The following is a 13,678-nucleotide window of genomic DNA, read 5'->3' as shown; positions in this document are numbered from 1 at the left end:
GTGAAAAGCAATTACGGGCCAAAATCTACGCCTGCCAGTCCCAGACTACCACGGTCCAGGACTCGTTGGCGGCGGGTTCGTGGAAGGTGTGTACCGCCCGGAAGCCCACCCGTTCGTGCGCCCGCATCGACCGCGCATTCCGCGACGAAATATCGGTGATAAATAGGCGGTAGCGATCCTGAAACAGGTTTTTATGATGGGCATACATGGCATCGAAAACACCCTGCCCCCGATACCCCTCCCCCACGCACACCTGCCCCACCACGTAATACGAGTACTCGCCCAGCGGTTTTCCCTGGTAATCGATGGTGTCGATGAGTTGGAACAGGCTCTCCAGTTCAGGAATATCGGCGCGCACGTCGGGCAGGGTAGTAATGGCGTACCCTACCACTTCGTCGCCGTCTTTGGCAATGACGCTCGGCGCGGCCTCATGCATCCGCTTGATCTGCTCGAAGGTATACAGCAGGGTTACAAAGCCCTGCTCCTGCTGCACGTCAGGCGGCACGTTCCTCACCTGGTTACGCCGTTGCAGGGCCAGCAGCCCCCGCAGGTCATCGTCTGTTTTGGTAGTGGTAATGGTCATATAGTGAAAGAGTGAATGGTGAAAGAGTGAAAGGGCAAATGGTGGAAGAGCGAAAGCGTACTCCTGCGCTCTTTCACTCTTTCGCCATTCACTCTTTCACCCATTGCTTCTCACACCCCGCCAAAAACGGCGGGTCTATTTCGGCACCGATGCCGGGGGTGTCGGGGAGAGTGATCAAGTAACCGTCGTAGACGATGCCGCCCAGCACGGGGTCGGTGGCATGTTCAAAACAAGCGTCCAGATCGCAGAAACGCACATTTTGTTTGGCAGAGGCGAAATGGGCGTTGGCCGTGAGCGCCAGCCGCGATTCCGACATGCAGCCGATCATGCAGGCCATACCCGCCGCCTCGGCCACGGCGTTGATTTTGAGGGCTTCATAGATACCCCCACTTTTCGAGAGCTTGATGTTCAGATAATCCACCGCCTCGTCGCGCACCAGCCGCAGGGCATCGGTCGCGTCGAACACCGATTCGTCGGCCATGATGGGCACGTTGACCGACTGCCGCAGGCTACGTAGCCCGGCGATGTCATGGCGACGCAGGGGTTGTTCGCAATATTGTACGTTCCAATCGCCAATGGCCCCCAGCACAGCGCGGGCGGTGGGCACGTCCCAGCCTTGGTTGGCGTCGAGGCGGATGGGCGTTTCGTAGCGGATGGCCTGCCGGATCATGGCCAGCCGGTCAAGGTCGGCCTGGGCGGTGGTGCCTACTTTAATTTTGATGGCCTCGCCCCCGTTGGCTTCAATGCGGCGGGCATCGTCGGCCATACGTTCAGGGTCGTTGAGGTAGATGGTTTCGTCGGTGACGAGGGTGCGGTTGCCGCCGCCGAGGTACTGATACAGCGGCATGTTGGCCCGTTTGGCGGCAAGGTCGTAGAGGGCCATGTCAAACGCCGAGCGGGTGGTGGGGTGGCCGGGCAGATACCGCACGATGGCGGCCATGCACCCCTCAATATCCAGCGGATCTCTACCCAGCAGCAGCCGGGCCATGTCCTGCGCCGCCGCCAACCCCGACGCCTGCGTTTCGCCCACGATCATCCAAAACGGCGACCCTTCGCCCCAGCCCGCCAGCCCCTCGTCGGTATCAATCTGCACAAGCATATTCCGCGCCGCATCAATGGTGCCGAGCGAAATAGTGATGGGTGCCTTCAGCGGAATGTTGTACTGGTAGAGCGTAACGCCGGTAATTTTCATAGCCGCAAAATACGAAGGCTACGGCCAAACCTATAAGGTCTTAGGAGACCTTATAGGTTTAAATCGGCACACCACTCACAACTCATCCTGAAACGGGCCTACCTCGCAATCCATTCGATCAACTCCTTCACCTCCTTATCTGTCAGCGTTCCCCGCTCAGATTTGTCGTAAATAGAGAGCAGGTACACCTCTTGGTCTGCTGAATAAACGCAGGTAATTACTCTCGCGCCACCCGATTTCCCCTTGTTCTTGCTGGCAATCGACAACCGGATTTTATAGCAGTTATTGCCAAGCGGCGTACCTTGAAGCGGTGTCTTACTTAAACTGTCAATCAAGCTTAGAACTTCGTTTTTCAACGATGGGAATTTCTTGATAAGCCGCTTGGCCTGCCGTTGAAACGGCGAAATCGGGATGACCTCAAAGAGTACGGAGTTCATCCAGGAAGTTGTTAAGTGCAGGCTTGGGCCGTTTTCCGGCCTTAATTTCCTTCATCTCCTCAAACGCCTCAATCAATTCCTGACGGTGTTCCGTTTTCGACTCGTCGGGCAGACGCAGTTGCGTACGGATTTGCTCCCACTCCTGAATCGGAATGAAAACGCCCGTGACATTGCCCCGGTGATCAGCAAGATATTGCAGGTTCATACTATCGATTGACAACGTTTAGCTGGTTGGTCGTCTTTCCAAAGATAACGAATAGGTAGGCCAAAAAGGGTCATCAAAAATCATCCTCCTCATCCTTGAAGGCCCGGAAAGCGCGGTTTAGCTCGTCGAAGGTTTTTTCGTTGCTCTGCTGCTTGGCCAGCAGCAGGCCGAAGTCGTAGAGTTCGGCGGCTTTGGGGCGGTTGCCCAGATCGGCATAGAGTTGGGCGGCGTGGTAGTAGGTAGGCAGGTATTGCGGGTGTTCCGTCAGCAGCCGCTCGAAGTAGTGCTGCGCCTGGGCGGGGTTCTCGGCCAGGTATTCCATGCCGAGGGCATAAACATTAAAGGGTTCGCCCGGTTCTTGTTGGACAAAGTTGAGCAATTGTTGGATGCGTTCCTGATTCATGAGTCAATGAGAAAAATAGTATGCATGCATACTATTTAGATGAACATGTGTATTTTCGCGGCAAGAAGTTGTTTGTCTGTCTGCTTGTTTGTGCGTTTGTTAGTCGTCAAGACGATAAAGAGCAACACACAAACAGCCAAACAGACAAACTCACAAACAACCACATAGTCTATGAAAATCTTAGTGTGCGTGACGAGCGTGCCCGACACGACGACCAAAATTACCTTTACCGATAACAACACCAAGTTTAACAAAGCGGGTGTGCAGTTTATCACCGGCCCCTACGACGACTACGCCCTGGCGCGGGCCGTAGAGCTGAAAGAGAAGCTGGGTGCCTCGGTAACGGTATTCAATGTGGGTGAGGCCGATGCCGAACCTGTGATTCGTAAGTGCCTCGCCATCGGGGCCGACGATGCCATCCGGGTTAACGCCGAACCCATCGACGCCTATTTCGTGGCCGAACAAATTGCCGCTGTGGCCAAAGAAACGCCCTACGACCTTATTCTGATGGGCCGCGAATCCATCGACTACAATGGTGGGCAGGTGCACGGCATCGTGGGCGAAATGCTCGGCATCCCGTCAATTTCGCCGGTGATGAAGCTCGACGTAGAAGGCACCACGGCCAAGATGACCCGCGAAATTGAAGGCGGCAAAGAAGATATTGAAGCTCAACTGCCGCTGGTGCTGGGTTGCCAGGAACCCATCGCCGAATGGAAGATTCCGAACATGCGCGGCATCATGACGGCCCGCACCAAGCCCCTGAAAATTGTGCAACCCGCCGGGCAAGATTCGCTAACGGCCGTGGCCAACTACGAAATGCCCGCCCCCCGCGGTGCCGTAAAAATGATCCCCGCCGACGAAGCCGAAACGCTCATCAAGCTTCTCCGCACCGAAGCAAAAGTCATCTAGTATTTCGGATTGGGGATTGCGGATTTCGGATTGTTGCTAACGCATGGGTTTGCTCTGGCCGGACCACGGCGGACCGGTAAGCAACAATCCGAATTCCGCAATCCACAATCCACAATCCAAAACATATATGTCTGTCCTAATCTTTGCTGAACTCGACGAAGGGAAGCTCAAGAAGTCCTCACAGGAGGCAATATTCTACGGCTCGAAAGTAGCCGGTATGATGGGTACGTCGGCTACGGCCGTGGTCATTGGTGCTGCCGATCAGGGCGAACTCGCCACGGCGGGCCGGTTTGGTGCTACCAAGGTGCTCCACGCCGCCGACGGCAAACTAAACGAACCCAACGGCATGGCCTATGCTTCGGTAGTGGCCGCTGCCGCGCAGCAGGAAGGGGCCAAGGTGGTGGTGCTGGCCAAATCGTCATTGGGCGATGCCATGGCCGCACGGCTGGCGGGCAAGCTCAAAGCGGGCCTCGCGCCTAATGTGATCGAGCTGCCCGATATGAGCAGTGGCTTCCGCGTGAAGACCAGCATTTACACCGGTAAAGCTTTCGCATTCAACGAATTGAAAGCCGACGTAAAGATTCTGGCGATCAAGAAAAACACCATTGCCACGGAAGAAACCGACGCCACGGCCACGGTCGAAAATTTCGCACCCAGCCTGAACGACGCCGATTTTGCCCTGCGCGTGACCAACACCGAAAAAGCTACCGGCGACGTACTCCTGCCCGAAGCGGATCTGGTGGTGTCGGCTGGTCGTGGGTTGAAAGGCCCCGAAAACTGGGGTATCGTGGAAGATCTGGCAAAAGCCCTGCACGCAGCCACGGCCTGCTCGAAGCCCGTATCGGATCTGGACTGGCGGCCTCACCACGAACACGTGGGCCAGACGGGCATTAAAGTAAGCCCAAACCTCTACATCGCGGCGGGTATTTCGGGGGCTATTCAGCACCTGGCCGGTGTAAACTCATCGAAGGTGATCGTAGTTATCAATAAAGACCCGGATGCACCCTTCTTTAAGTCAGCCGATTACGGTATCGTCGGCGACGTGTTTGAGGTACTTCCCAAACTAACGAAGGCCGTGCAGGCACTGTAAGGGAGTTTACAGTTTGAAAAGCGGGCTACCACATGCTGTGATAGCCCGCTTTTTTGCGTGACTGGGCGAACAATAAATACCGACATCGGTTAATTTTGGGACGTGGAAAAAATTAAGTTAGAGATATTAGGCTTGTCGCCAAGTCAGTCGCAGCAGGGTTCGTTTGCGCTGGTGTTGGGGGAAGAATATGGCAACCGTCGGCTGCCCATTATTATTGGCATGTTTGAGGCCCAGGCTATTGCCATCGAGATCGAGAAAATTGTGCCCAACCGGCCCATGACCCACGATCTGTTCAAGCAGTTTGCCAAAAATTTCGGCTTTACCGTGCGCGAAATCGTCATTTCTGACCTTCGCGAAGGCATTTTCTTCGCTCGCATTGTCTGTTCAGACGGCGTTCAGGAAACAGTAGTGGATGCCCGCCCGTCAGACGCCATCGCCATTGGCATCCGGTTTGGCGTGTCTATCTTCACCTACGAAACCATCCTCTCCGAAGCCGGCATCACCGCCTCGGCCGACGATGATGAGGAAGACCAGGAGGAACTTGTTCGGAGCACGTCGGCAGGCAAGTCGCCCCGCGCCTTCGGCGAGCAACTCAAGGACATGACCGTCGACGAACTCCAACGAATGCTCGACGAAGCCCTCGGCAACGAAGAATACGAACGGGCAGCCAAGATTCGGGATGAGATTTCCAAAAGAAATTAGTGGTAAGTGCTAAACGGTAAGTGGTGAGTTTGCTGACGCAATAATAGACGCGTCAGCAAACTCACCACTTACCGTTTGGCACTTACCACTACTTAAACCACCTTCATCCCCACCGGGTCCCAGTTGATGGGTTTGCGCTGTTCGGCGGAGAGGTTGGCGGCCAGGGAGGGAGCGGCGGCGCGAAGACCGAACACAGCATCCTCCTTCACCATCGACGGTTTGTTTTCGCGGATGGCGTTGAAAAACACGATCATGTGGTCGAGGCGGTCATCGTAGCCTTCGGGGGCATTGTACACTACTTCCGGCTCCTGCTTCACCATCCGCTGATATTGGTCGGCGGGGTATTTCTGGTCGTAGTTTTTTACAAATGCCTCCTGCATGGCCTTGGGGTACGTAAACAGGGCGTCGTAGCCGGTGCTGTACATGGGCGCGTTGGGCCGTTTCAGGCGTTTCAGCACAAAGTCGTTCCAGCCAATTTCAATCACACCGTCGGTGCCCACCAGCCGGGTTTGGTTTAAGCCGCCGCGACCGTCGGCGAGGTTTACGCGGGTCATAAACTGAAACGACGGGTTGGTGGCCGTCTTGGGGTAGTCCATCAGCCCGGTCACGAGGTCGTAAGCATCGCGGCCATCTTTCCAGTAGTTCAGATCACCCAGCGAATAGATCCGAGTGGGTCCAATGGCCCCCGTAATGGTGTGGAGGCCCGTAATGAGGTGCACGAACAAGTCGCCTGCTACGCCGGTGCCGTAGTTTTTGTAGTTGCGCCACCGAAAAAATTCTTCAGCTTTGTACGGCTTCTTCTGGTCGGCCATCTGCATATAGCGGTCCCAGTCCAGCTCTTTGGGGTCAATGGTGGGCGGCATAGTGTACTGCCAGGCACCCAGCGCATCGGCCCGGTCTACGCAGGCGTCTACGTAGGTTAGTTCGCCAATCATGCCCTGCTCATAATACTTTTTGGCCTCCAGAATAGCTGACGCACTTGCCCGCTGACTACCCACCTGAAACACCTTACCCGATTTTTTCTGCGCCGCAATCACCGCCGCACCCTCTTCAATGTGGTGCACCATTGGCTTTTCGCAGTAGACGTGCTTGCCTGCGTTGAGCGCGTCGATAGCAATGCGGTCGTGCCAGAAATCGGGTACACAGATCAGCACGGCGTCAACGTCGGCGCGTTTCAGGATTTCGCGGTAGTCGCGAGTGGTCTGGATATCGTTGCCCCAGACTTCTTTGGCCCGCACCAGCCGGGGGTCGTACAGGTCGGAAACGGCCACGACTTTAGTACCAGGCACTTTTAGTGCGCAGTTGAGGTCGTAATGCCCAATGATGCCGGCACCAATCAGGGCCAGGTTCACCGTATCATTGGCCGACCGGGGCCGAATAGGCTCGATCAGGTACTTATCACCGGCATACAAGCCGTTGAACATGGAAGGGGCAACGGTGGCCAGGGCTGAGGTACCTGCCAGTTTTTGAAGAAAGTTGCGACGCGATGCGTACATAGTTTGGGGCTTTTTTTGCAATATAACCCCAAACTATGCGATTTTACTCAGTCTACGAAACTACTTTTCTATGGCTGCCACCACCCGCTTAATAAGTTCGTTGGGGCTACCGTCGTGCCAACGCCAGACAACCACGATATCGTGTTCGGGGTCAACCCAAACGGTGTTTGACCCTGCGCCAATGGCCGCAAAGCTGCTGGTGGGCGCGTCGGCCCAGGGGCGGGGCAGCTGCTGACTGTTGCCCGTATTCAGCCACCATAAATACCCATAGTCAGGCCCCACCGGGCCGCAGGTGGTAGCCTGTTTCACCCAATTGGCCGACACAATTTGCCGGTCCTGCCAACGCCCCTGCCGCCCGAATAAATACCCAAACCGAGCCAAATCGCGGGCGCTGATCCAAAGGCCACCGCCCCAGCGCGTACCACCACTGACAGAGGGTAGCTGCTTGCCATCTACCTCGGCCACAGCGTTGGGATAAGGGATGTATTTCCAGGTGTCCGATGCGCCAATGGGTGCCATTAGTTCGTCGCGGACCACATCGGGAAGGGGCTTTTTCCAGAGCTGCAGCAGCGACAGAGCCAGCCGGTTAACCCGCACGTCGTTGTATTCGTAGTAGGTGCCGGGGGCTTGCAGGGCGCGGGGTTTGCGTTCGCCCTTACCGAAGGCTTCCTTACCCACAAAATCGCTGCTTTTACCCCACAGACTCCCCTCCCACTCACTGCTTTGGCGCAGGTGTTGTTCCCAGGTGATGGTTTTGTTTTGGTCGGAATCGTAGCCGCCGTCGTGAATCAGGTTGGCCACGGGGTCGGTGAGTTTGGCGATCATGCCCCGTTCCAGCGTGATGCCCGTGATGGTGGAGAGCACACTTTTGGCCGCGCTGTAGGTAGGGTCAACGGCGCGGGTATCGCCCCATTCGGCCACGATATAACCGTGCCGCAACACCAGGCCGTTGGTTTTGGCGCGGCTCGTGGGCATGGGGCCGAGTAGCTTACCGAAGGTTTCCTCCTGCGTCGAAAAGTCGGGCGGCATTTGGGTAGTCTCTTTCGTCTGGGCAAAGGCTACGGCCTCAGCCAGTTTGGTGGCATTCATGCCCACCTGCGTGGGGTCACGGTGCGCCCACGCATCTCCCTTTGGCGGGAAATACGGTTTTGTCGACGTAACGGGCCGCTGACAGGCAACGGTCAGTGTAAGGAGTAAAGCAAAGGCGTAATGGAGACGTTGGTGCATGAGCAATAGCGGTTGTATGTCGTCAGCAATACGCTGATTCTGACATCCATAATTCACATTAGTTTATGTCACTTGAACGCCTTAGCCTCCCGGATCACGAATTTATATTCGGAGGTGTCGAGTACTTTTTTGTAATAGCTCTTAGCCAGGGCGCGGTTGTTGGCGCGGGCGGCAATGCGGGCTAGGCCAGCGTAGGCGAGGCCGTGGTACTCTTTGGTGTAAGCGACATTGACGGGTAGCTTCAGGGCCGCGTTATAGGCCGCCGCTGCTGCCGAATCGTCTTTGGCCACGCGCTCGGCTAGCATACCCTCGAAGGTGCTGATGGCAGCGGGGAGCATTTTGTGCTGCATGGTTTTCAGCTTTTTCAACGCCACCTGCCCGTCGGCGTAGCGGCCCGCCAGTAGCAGGGCTTCCACGTAGCGCATCTGGAATATGGGGTTCTTCGGGAAGTGATCCATCAGATAATCCATGTATTCTACCGCCTTCGGAAAGTTCGATTCGTGCTTGACGTAGATGTGGGCGAGGTAGAAATTAGCCTCAGGGCGGGTGAAAATGGCCCTTTTGGCCGACACATCCATTTGCTTCAGGCCCAGTGCAATGTCGCCGTCTTTGAAAAATACCATAAACGGCTTCACCACCGGGTGGTCGATGGGGTAGCGCTCCACGTAATAGTTGTAGAGGCCAGTCGAGAAATAAAACTCCACATTTTTGTCCATTAGCTTAAAGCCGTCTTTCATATACGCATAAGCCTTCCGCGACTCCGAAACGGCCTTCATGCTCTCATTGTCGAGGTTGTGTTTCATAGCCATGTAACCGTGGGCGGTTAGGCCCAGAAACACCGCTTCAGGGTCCTGATCGTTTTTGTCAATAAGTTGCTCCACCCCCCTGATGGCCTGCTCTACCTGGGCAACATACTGGTTGGTGGCGGTTCGGCTGTCGCTGATGGGCAGGTGTTGCCACTGAATCGTGAGCGCGCGCAGCACCGGAATGATGGGGCTTTGGGGGTATTTCGTTTGCAGTTGTTTGATGTAGGGAGCCGCCTCGGCAAACTCATAATTATAGATATGGTCCAGCGCCTTTACCACCGTCTGCTGCGCACCGGGATCGGTCAGGATCTGCGCCTGCGAAAAGAGAGGGGAAAAGAACAAGATGAAAAGAAGCAGGTGTTTCATTGCGAGAAATATAGAATTTTGGAATGGGGATTTCGGATTGGGGATTGTTGCTGACGCGGGCGATGTAGCGCAGGCTTCAGCCGGGGGCGCCCAGCCGGGGGCGCCCAGCCGGGGGCGCCCAGCCGGGGGCGCCCAGCCGGGGGCGCCCAGCCTGTCTCTTGATGCGTCAGCAACCAATCCGAAATCCAAAATCCCCAATCCTTTAGACGTACTTTTGTTACTAGGTTTAACCGCCCTGCTTCGCGAAACGTTTTGCAATGATTCAATACAACCAGTTTGTCTTAGATAACGGCCTGAAGGTGTTTGTGCACGAAGATGCCAGCACGCCCATGGCGGCCGTGAATATTTTATATAACGTCGGCTCACGCGATGAAGACCCCGCCCGCACCGGCTTTGCGCACTTGTTTGAACACCTGATGTTTGGTGGGTCGAAGCACATTCCGAGCTACGACGAGCCGTTGCAGCGTGTGGGGGGCGAAAACAACGCTTTCACCAGCCCCGATATCACCAACTACTACATCACGCTCCCCACGGCCAACCTGGAAACGGCGTTTTGGCTCGAATCGGACCGGATGCTCAGCCTGTCTTTTGACCAGACCGTGCTCGACGTGCAGCAGAAAGTGGTGATCGAAGAGTTTAACCAGCGCTACCTCAACCAGCCCTATGGCGACGTCTGGCTGAAGCTGCGGCCCCTCGCCTACCAGCAGCACCCCTACCGCTGGGCTACCATTGGCAAAGACATCAGCCACATTGAAAACGCTACGCTGGACGACGTGAAGGCCTTTTTCTTCAAATACTACCTGCCCAACAACGCCATTCTGGTGGTGGCCGGCAACGTGACCACCGAGCAGGTGAAGCAGCTTTGCAAAAAGTGGTTCGAGCCTATTCCGGCGGGCAACGAGTACATCCGCAGCCTCCCCGCCGAACCCCGCCAAACGCAGGCTCGCGCTCAGGATACCATTGCCGACGTACCCCTGAACGCGATTTACAAAGCCTACCACATGCCCGGTCGGTTTGAGGCCGATTTCCAGACCGTCGATCTACTGAGTGACCTGCTGGGCCGGAGCAAATCGAGCCGGTTGTACCAGCAATTGTTGAAAGATCAACAGTTGTTCAGCAACATCGGGGCCTACATGACCTCGTCGGTCGAGCCGGGTTTGCTGCTAGTGCAGGGCACACTCAATGAAGGCGTTACGCTGGAGGAAGCCGACGCGGCAATCAACGGGGTGTTGCAGGCCGTAGTTGATCAGACGGTGCCGGAAGATGAACTGACGAAGGTGAAAAACCAGGCCGAATCGACGCTGGCGTTTTCGGAGGTGGAACTGCTGAACCGAGCCATGAACCTGGCCTACGCCGCCAACGCTGGTGACCCCGAATTAGTGAACCAGGAAGCCACCAAAATCCAGGCCGTCACCCCCGATTCTATCCAGACCATGGCCCGCCAGATCCTCCGCCCCGAGAACAGTTCGACGTTGTATTACCGGCGGCGGGCCTAGTAAAATTAGGGGCATCTGGAGCAGACTAAAAAAATGCATTTTTTTAGTCTGCTCCAGTTTTGGCATAAATGAGTTACGTCTAGAACGGAGTAGACCTAAAAAATCCTGTTTTTTTGTATCTGCTACGGACCACTCTCATGAATAGTACATCGCTTAAACCACTGTCAGAAGCTGAGCTTGGGGCGCTATCGCAGCAACTCAAGCGGGCCTTGTTGTCGATTTACGGACCTCAATTAGATCGACTGATCTTATTTGGTTCTTACGCACGTGGCGACTTCAGGAGTGATTCGGACGTGGACTACCTCGTCGTGCTAAAACAGGATACCGTTCATTTTGGACCGGAGGTTGATAAAATCAGTATAGTAGCCAGTCAGTTGGGCCTCGACTATACTGTACATGTGTCTGCCAAACCAGTGTCTGCTACAGCGTATAATCAGTCAACTCGTTTATTTTATCAAGCTGTTCGTAGCGAGGGCATTGTTGTATGAATGAGGACGCGCTTGCTTACCTGCATAAAGCTGATGAGTGTCTGATTGACTGCCAGATACTGGTTCGGGAAGGCCGTTATGAAGCAGCCTGTAACAGAGCTTATTATGCTTTTTTCGATGCTATTCGTGCACTGCTGGCCACCAAGCTAATCAGTATCAATTCGCATAGTGCGGCACAATCACTCTTTGGTTTGCATTTTGTGAAGCCCGGTCTTTTCAACGCCAAGTACAGTCGTGACGTGAACCGTCTGATGGAAAAGCGACAAGGCGGCGATTATGAACTTGATATCGTGTTATCACAAGCTGACGCAGAAGACAGTCTTCAAACCGCATCGGAATTCAATGCAGTCGTGCGCCAGTATGTTAATTCATTGAGTGTATAACCTATGAAAATTCGCGTTGGGCAGGGATACGACGTCCACAAACTAGTGGAAGGCCATCCGTTTTGGTTGGGAGGCATCCAGATTCCGCACACGCATGGTGCCTATGGCCATTCTGACGCCGACATCATTTGCCACGTCATCTGCGACGCCCTTTTGGGTGCCGCCAACATGCGCAACATCGGCTACCATTTTTCCGACAAAGACCCCCGCTGGAAAGGCGTAGACAGCAAAGTGCTGCTGGCCGAAGTGCTGCGCATGATCCGCGAAGCCGGCTGGGAAGTAGGCAACCTCGATGTGACGGTGGTGCTCCAGGAACCCAAGCTGAACCCCCACATTCCGGCTATGAAAACCTGCCTCGCCGGGGTCATGGCCATCCCCGAAGACGACATCGCCATCAAAGCCACCACCTCCGAACACATGGGTTTCGTAGGCCGTCAGGAAGGTATCGCCGGGTTCTGCGTGGCGTTGATTGAGAAAACGTAAGGGCAGGCACGAGGGCCTGCCCCTACTTCTGCCCGTACTTAGTTTTGAACTTGTTGTAGAGGCGCTTGTGCTTGTCGTCGAGGTTAACTTGGCGGCCCTGGATGAATGCCTGTTCAATCACGTTGGTGCGCATGTCGAGGATGTCGCCTTTCGAGACCACGATGGTGGCTTGCTTACCGGTTTCGAGGGTACCCACCTGCCCGTCGATGCCCAGGATTTTGGCGGTATTAGCCGTGACCATCTTCAGGGCTTCTTCGCGGTCGGTTACGCCAAAGCCCACGGCAGTGCCCGCCAGGAAAGGCAGATTGCGCGTCCGCCACCATTCTTCGGCGTAGCTCAAGCCTACGGTCACGCCTGCTTTTTGCAGAATGCCCGGCAGCCGGTAGGGTAAATCCACAGGTTCGTCTTCGCGGTTGGGCAGGCGGTGCAATGGACTCAGGATCACCGGCACGTTATTCTCTTTCAGAAACGCAGCCACCTTGTCGCTGTCTTCGGCGCCTACAATCACCACCTTCGGCACGCCCGCCGCTTTGGCAAAACGCACCGCTTCGATGATGTCTTTGGCGTAGTCAGCGCGGACGTAGAGGTTCTGCTTCCCGGTGAAAAGGCCCCGCATAGCCTCGAATTTGAGATTTGCGGCAGCAAGCGTGGCACCCTCGGCGTAGGCTTTGGCTTCGGCGAAAACGAGCTGCACGGCCCGGATGGCCTCGTCGCGCTTATCGTTTTTCTTCACCGTCGACTGGAACGTGTCAAAGTCGAAATCGCGGGCGTAGTAGCCGGGCCAGTTGAGCCAGATACCATCGTCTTTGCGTAGCACGGCATCCTGCCAGTTCCAGCCGTCGGTGTGCATAATCGACGATGACCCCGACACGGTGCCGCCCACGGGCATGGCCTGCGTGATCAGGATGCCGTTGTTGCGGATGGTCGGGATGATTTCGGAGTCTGAATCGTAGGCAATGAGCGCCCGCACGTTGGGGTTCAGCACACCCACCTCCCGCGAGTCGATGGTGGCGCGGACGGAGGCAACCTCCTGCAACCCCACTAGCGAAGCGGGCGAGATCAGGCCGGGGTACACATGCCGCCCCGCCACATCGATGACCTGCACCTCGTTGGTATTCATGCGCACGGTGCTGGCATCGCCCACGCCCGTAATCACCCCTTTGTCGAACGTGATATAGCCGTTGGGAATCACCTGCCCGGTGCCGGTGTGGATGGTGCCGCCCATGAGGGCAATGGCCTTCTGCTGTGGCAGCCCCGGCGCAGGGTTCTGTGCCCACGCGCTCGTAAGCATCAGGCAGAGGAATATGGTATTTGTGATGTGTTTCATGATGTTGTGATTCGATAGATTTTTTTGACAGGATTATCAGGATTGCAGCGGTCCGCCGTCGCGGATGAACATGATTTTTGTTTGC

At 55.7% G+C, this 13,678-nt stretch carries 16 protein-coding genes; 7 read left to right on the top strand and 9 right to left on the bottom strand.

Going from position 1 to position 13,678, the window contains the following annotated elements; translation table 11 throughout:
• Nucleotides 1-25: 25 nt before the first annotated feature.
• From J2I48_RS12160 to J2I48_RS12140, 5 genes are all read right to left on the bottom strand, one after another.
• The gene (locus J2I48_RS12160; RefSeq protein WP_207335718.1) at nucleotides 26-583 is read right to left on the bottom strand and encodes a GNAT family N-acetyltransferase; all 558 of its coding nucleotides are present in this window, start codon (nucleotides 581-583) and stop codon (nucleotides 26-28) included.
• 88 nt (nucleotides 584-671) lie between these two features.
• Complete coding sequence (locus J2I48_RS12155) at nucleotides 672-1,775, bottom strand: mandelate racemase/muconate lactonizing enzyme family protein (RefSeq protein ID WP_207335717.1); 1,104 nt, start codon at nucleotides 1,773-1,775, stop codon at nucleotides 672-674.
• 98 nt (nucleotides 1,776-1,873) lie between these two features.
• Entirely contained in the window at nucleotides 1,874-2,212 is a 339-nt protein-coding gene (locus tag J2I48_RS12150; RefSeq protein WP_207335716.1) for a type II toxin-antitoxin system RelE/ParE family toxin, read from the bottom strand.
• Nucleotides 2,193-2,417, bottom strand: coding sequence for a hypothetical protein (locus J2I48_RS12145; RefSeq protein ID WP_207335715.1), 225 nt, complete (start codon nucleotides 2,415-2,417; stop codon nucleotides 2,193-2,195). The genes J2I48_RS12150 and J2I48_RS12145 overlap by 20 nt, the downstream gene beginning before the upstream one ends.
• A gap of 73 nt (nucleotides 2,418-2,490) precedes the next feature.
• Nucleotides 2,491-2,820, bottom strand: coding sequence for a tetratricopeptide repeat protein (locus J2I48_RS12140; protein ID WP_207335714.1), 330 nt, complete (start codon nucleotides 2,818-2,820; stop codon nucleotides 2,491-2,493).
• A gap of 171 nt (nucleotides 2,821-2,991) precedes the next feature.
• Here J2I48_RS12140 and J2I48_RS12135 point away from each other — a divergent pair, with 171 nt between their 5' ends.
• The 3 genes from J2I48_RS12135 (at nucleotide 2,992) to J2I48_RS12125 (ending at nucleotide 5,521) form a co-directional block, all read left to right on the top strand.
• Complete coding sequence (locus J2I48_RS12135) at nucleotides 2,992-3,729, top strand: electron transfer flavoprotein subunit beta/FixA family protein (RefSeq protein ID WP_207335713.1); 738 nt, start codon at nucleotides 2,992-2,994, stop codon at nucleotides 3,727-3,729.
• Between the two features lie 127 nt (nucleotides 3,730-3,856).
• Nucleotides 3,857-4,819 carry an electron transfer flavoprotein subunit alpha/FixB family protein gene (locus J2I48_RS12130; protein WP_207335712.1) on the top strand — a complete coding sequence of 321 codons (963 nt, stop codon included), beginning with the start codon at nucleotides 3,857-3,859 and terminating at the stop codon, nucleotides 4,817-4,819.
• 102 nt (nucleotides 4,820-4,921) lie between these two features.
• Complete coding sequence (locus tag J2I48_RS12125) at nucleotides 4,922-5,521, top strand: bifunctional nuclease family protein (protein ID WP_207335711.1); 600 nt, start codon at nucleotides 4,922-4,924, stop codon at nucleotides 5,519-5,521.
• Between the two features lie 92 nt (nucleotides 5,522-5,613).
• Here the strand turns inward: J2I48_RS12125 and J2I48_RS12120 are convergent, their stop codons facing one another.
• The 3 genes from J2I48_RS12120 to J2I48_RS12110 form a co-directional block, all read right to left on the bottom strand.
• Nucleotides 5,614-7,017: a Gfo/Idh/MocA family protein gene (locus J2I48_RS12120; protein ID WP_207335710.1), complete on the bottom strand. Its 1,404-nt coding sequence runs from the start codon at nucleotides 7,015-7,017 to the stop codon at nucleotides 5,614-5,616.
• A 60-nt stretch (nucleotides 7,018-7,077) separates the two neighbouring features.
• On the bottom strand, nucleotides 7,078-8,244 hold the full coding sequence (locus J2I48_RS12115; RefSeq protein WP_207335709.1) for a serine hydrolase domain-containing protein: 1,167 nt from the start codon (nucleotides 8,242-8,244) through the stop codon (nucleotides 7,078-7,080).
• A 68-nt stretch (nucleotides 8,245-8,312) separates the two neighbouring features.
• Nucleotides 8,313-9,416 carry a tetratricopeptide repeat protein gene (locus J2I48_RS12110; protein WP_207335708.1) on the bottom strand — a complete coding sequence of 368 codons (1,104 nt, stop codon included), beginning with the start codon at nucleotides 9,414-9,416 and terminating at the stop codon, nucleotides 8,313-8,315.
• Between the two features lie 257 nt (nucleotides 9,417-9,673).
• On the opposite strand from J2I48_RS12110, the gene J2I48_RS12105 reads away from it, so the two are divergent.
• The 4 genes from J2I48_RS12105 (at nucleotide 9,674) to ispF (ending at nucleotide 12,266) form a co-directional block, all read left to right on the top strand.
• Nucleotides 9,674-10,912, top strand: coding sequence for a M16 family metallopeptidase (locus J2I48_RS12105; protein ID WP_207335707.1), 1,239 nt, complete (start codon nucleotides 9,674-9,676; stop codon nucleotides 10,910-10,912).
• A 137-nt stretch (nucleotides 10,913-11,049) separates the two neighbouring features.
• The gene (locus tag J2I48_RS12100) at nucleotides 11,050-11,400 is read left to right on the top strand and encodes a nucleotidyltransferase domain-containing protein (RefSeq protein WP_207335706.1); all 351 of its coding nucleotides are present in this window, start codon (nucleotides 11,050-11,052) and stop codon (nucleotides 11,398-11,400) included.
• The gene (locus J2I48_RS12095; protein WP_207335705.1) at nucleotides 11,397-11,783 is read left to right on the top strand and encodes a HEPN domain-containing protein; all 387 of its coding nucleotides are present in this window, start codon (nucleotides 11,397-11,399) and stop codon (nucleotides 11,781-11,783) included. The genes J2I48_RS12100 and J2I48_RS12095 overlap by 4 nt, the downstream gene beginning before the upstream one ends.
• A gap of 3 nt (nucleotides 11,784-11,786) precedes the next feature.
• Nucleotides 11,787-12,266, top strand: coding sequence for a 2-C-methyl-D-erythritol 2,4-cyclodiphosphate synthase (ispF, locus tag J2I48_RS12090; protein WP_207335704.1), 480 nt, complete (start codon nucleotides 11,787-11,789; stop codon nucleotides 12,264-12,266).
• 22 nt (nucleotides 12,267-12,288) lie between these two features.
• On the opposite strand, the gene J2I48_RS12085 is transcribed toward ispF, so the two are convergent.
• On the bottom strand, nucleotides 12,289-13,593 hold the full coding sequence (locus J2I48_RS12085; RefSeq protein ID WP_207335703.1) for an amidohydrolase family protein: 1,305 nt from the start codon (nucleotides 13,591-13,593) through the stop codon (nucleotides 12,289-12,291).
• Between the last annotated feature and the right edge of the window lie 85 nt (nucleotides 13,594-13,678).

The sequence above is a fragment of the Fibrella aquatilis genome, assembly GCF_017353255.1.
GTDB classification, from domain to species: Bacteria; Bacteroidota; Bacteroidia; order Cytophagales; family Spirosomataceae; genus Fibrella; species Fibrella aquatilis.
This window is presented reverse-complemented; position numbering and strand designations above follow the sequence as displayed.

Coding starts and splice junctions, on each gene's coding strand:
- ispF (WP_207335704.1), top strand. CDS start 11,787: ATGAAAATTCGCGTTGGGCAGGGATACGACGTCCACAAACTAGTGGAA.
- J2I48_RS12150 (WP_207335716.1), bottom strand. CDS start 2,212: ATGAACTCCGTACTCTTTGAGGTCATCCCGATTTCGCCGTTTCAACGG.
- J2I48_RS12110 (WP_207335708.1), bottom strand. CDS start 9,416: ATGAAACACCTGCTTCTTTTCATCTTGTTCTTTTCCCCTCTCTTTTCG.
- J2I48_RS12140 (WP_207335714.1), bottom strand. CDS start 2,820: ATGAATCAGGAACGCATCCAACAATTGCTCAACTTTGTCCAACAAGAA.
- J2I48_RS12145 (WP_207335715.1), bottom strand. CDS start 2,417: ATGAACCTGCAATATCTTGCTGATCACCGGGGCAATGTCACGGGCGTT.
- J2I48_RS12095 (WP_207335705.1), top strand. CDS start 11,397: ATGAATGAGGACGCGCTTGCTTACCTGCATAAAGCTGATGAGTGTCTG.
- J2I48_RS12135 (WP_207335713.1), top strand. CDS start 2,992: ATGAAAATCTTAGTGTGCGTGACGAGCGTGCCCGACACGACGACCAAA.
- J2I48_RS12160 (WP_207335718.1), bottom strand. CDS start 583: ATGACCATTACCACTACCAAAACAGACGATGACCTGCGGGGGCTGCTG.
- J2I48_RS12100 (WP_207335706.1), top strand. CDS start 11,050: ATGAATAGTACATCGCTTAAACCACTGTCAGAAGCTGAGCTTGGGGCG.
- J2I48_RS12085 (WP_207335703.1), bottom strand. CDS start 13,593: ATGAAACACATCACAAATACCATATTCCTCTGCCTGATGCTTACGAGC.
- J2I48_RS12120 (WP_207335710.1), bottom strand. CDS start 7,017: ATGTACGCATCGCGTCGCAACTTTCTTCAAAAACTGGCAGGTACCTCA.
- J2I48_RS12115 (WP_207335709.1), bottom strand. CDS start 8,244: ATGCACCAACGTCTCCATTACGCCTTTGCTTTACTCCTTACACTGACC.
- J2I48_RS12105 (WP_207335707.1), top strand. CDS start 9,674: ATGATTCAATACAACCAGTTTGTCTTAGATAACGGCCTGAAGGTGTTT.
- J2I48_RS12130 (WP_207335712.1), top strand. CDS start 3,857: ATGTCTGTCCTAATCTTTGCTGAACTCGACGAAGGGAAGCTCAAGAAG.
- J2I48_RS12155 (WP_207335717.1), bottom strand. CDS start 1,775: ATGAAAATTACCGGCGTTACGCTCTACCAGTACAACATTCCGCTGAAG.